General features: G+C 72.5%; 1 protein-coding gene, 1 tRNA gene and 1 pseudogene. All 3 read left to right on the top strand.

Annotated features, from left to right (window positions below; genetic code table 11):
- Positions 1-1,202 (top strand): S1C family serine protease (locus BG452_RS34205; protein ID WP_188308241.1); only part of this gene is annotated, 1,202 nt, incomplete at its 5' end.
- 63 nt (positions 1,203-1,265) lie between these two features.
- Positions 1,266-1,353: transfer RNA gene (locus tag BG452_RS34200), tRNA-Ser, on the top strand.
- Positions 1,354-1,502: 149 nt separating this feature from the next.
- Positions 1,503-1,898: pseudogene (locus BG452_RS34195) on the top strand (MFS transporter); the annotation flags it as partial.

The following is a 1,898-nucleotide window of genomic DNA, read 5'->3' as shown; positions in this document are numbered from 1 at the left end:
ACCCCGGCGGCCCGGGCGGTCCGCTCGGCTACCCCGGTGAGTACCCCGGCGGCCCGACCGGCCCCGGCGGCCCGCGCAAGAAGCGCGGCGGTCTGGTGGCCCTGCTCGCGGCCGTCGCGCTGGTCGCCGGCATCGCGGGCGGCGCGATCGGTGTGGTCGCCACCGACCACACCAACAGCAGCTCCTCGGCGGACGACCACCGCAGCACCACCGTCCAGGCCAGCAACACCCAGAAGAACGAGCCCGCCCCCGGCTCGATCGCCAGCATCGCCCAGAAGGCGCTGCCCAGCGTCGTCACCATCAAGGCGCAGGGCAACGGCGAGTCGGGCACCGGCACCGGCTTCGTCTTCGACACCGAGGGCCACATCCTCACCAACAACCACGTGGTCGCGCCGACCCTGACCGGCAGCGGCGGCAAACTGACCGTCAAGTTCGCCGACGGCTCGTCCTACAACGCCTCGGTGCTGGGTCACGCCGAGGGCTACGACGTCGCCGTGGTGAAGATCGACAACCCGCCGAAGAGCAAGCTGGCGCCGCTGCCGCTGGCCGACTCCGACAAGGTCAACGTCGGTGACGCCACCGTGGCGATCGGCGCGCCGTACGGCCTGGAGTCCACCGTCACCAGCGGCATCGTCAGCGCCAAGGACCGCCCGGTCGCCTCCGGCGACGACACCGGCTCGCAGGCCTCGTACATGAACGCCCTGCAGACCGACGCCTCGATCAACCCCGGCAACTCCGGCGGCCCGCTGCTCGACTCCAGCGGCGCGGTGATCGGCATCAACTCGGCGATCCAGTCCAACGCCTCCGCCAACGGCCGGGCCGGCAGCATCGGCCTGGGTTTCGCCATCCCGATCAACCAGGCCAAGTGGGTCGCGGACACCCTGATCAAGACCGGCAAGCCGGTCTACGCCAAGCTCGACGTGCTGCGCAACGACGACTACAAGGGCGACGGCGCGCAGATCCAGACCAAGGACGTCCAGGGCCAGCCGGCCGTCACCCCCGGCGGCGCGGCCGACAAGGCCGGTCTCAAGCCGGGCGACGTCATCACCAAGCTCGGCGGCGCCCCGATCGAGAACGGCCCCGCCCTGGTCAGCCGGATCTGGACGCACAAGCCGGGCGAGACCGTCGACGTCGAGTACACCCGCAACGGCCAGACCATGACCACCAAGGTCACGCTCGGCCAGCGGGACGGCGATCAGTGACCCTCGGGCGCACGGAATCGTGTGCACCGAACCCGGCCGGACCCGTTAGGCTGACCTCCGCCTGGAGAGCTGCCCGAGCGGCCTAAGGGAACAGTCTTGAAAACTGTCGTGGCGTGACCCGTCACCGTGGGTTCGAATCCCACGCTCTCCGCTGGTAGGGGAACCACACCTGCTCAGGGCGGGTGCCGACATCAAGTCGGCACCCGCCCTCGGTGTTTCCCGGGGTGGGCCGAGGTGGGCCAACTCGCCCGGCGGGCACGGTTGCCCTCGACCCGGTCGAGGGCCCTAGCGTCGCCGGGCATGACCTCCGCGATCTCCGTCGAGCCGCCGCCGCGCGCTGCGCTGCCCCGTCCGTACCTGCTGTGGCTGGCCGGCACCCAGGTGGGGCTGCTGGGTGACGCCGCGTTGTTCTTCGCCCTCGGCTGGGCCGCCTCCGGGTACGGCGGCGGCGCGGCCGGGCTGGTGCTGACGGCGATCACCGTGCCCCGTACGGTGCTGGTCCTGCTGGGCGGGGCGGTGGCGGACCGGTTCGGGGCCCGCCGGGTGATGCTCGCCGGGGACGCGGTGATGCTGGCCGCGACCGCCGCACTGGCGCTCGCGGTGGCCGGCGGCCGGGGCGCGCCACTGGGGCTGCTGGTCGCGGCGGCGGGCGTGATCGGGACGGTCGACGCCTGCTACCTCCCGGCCGGCGGCTCG

This window comes from Streptomyces sp. CBMA123 (assembly GCF_014596465.1).
Lineage (GTDB): Bacteria > Actinomycetota > Actinomycetes > Streptomycetales > Streptomycetaceae > Kitasatospora.
The sequence above is the reverse complement of the archived record's forward strand: the minus strand, read 5'-3'. Positions and strand labels throughout refer to the sequence as shown.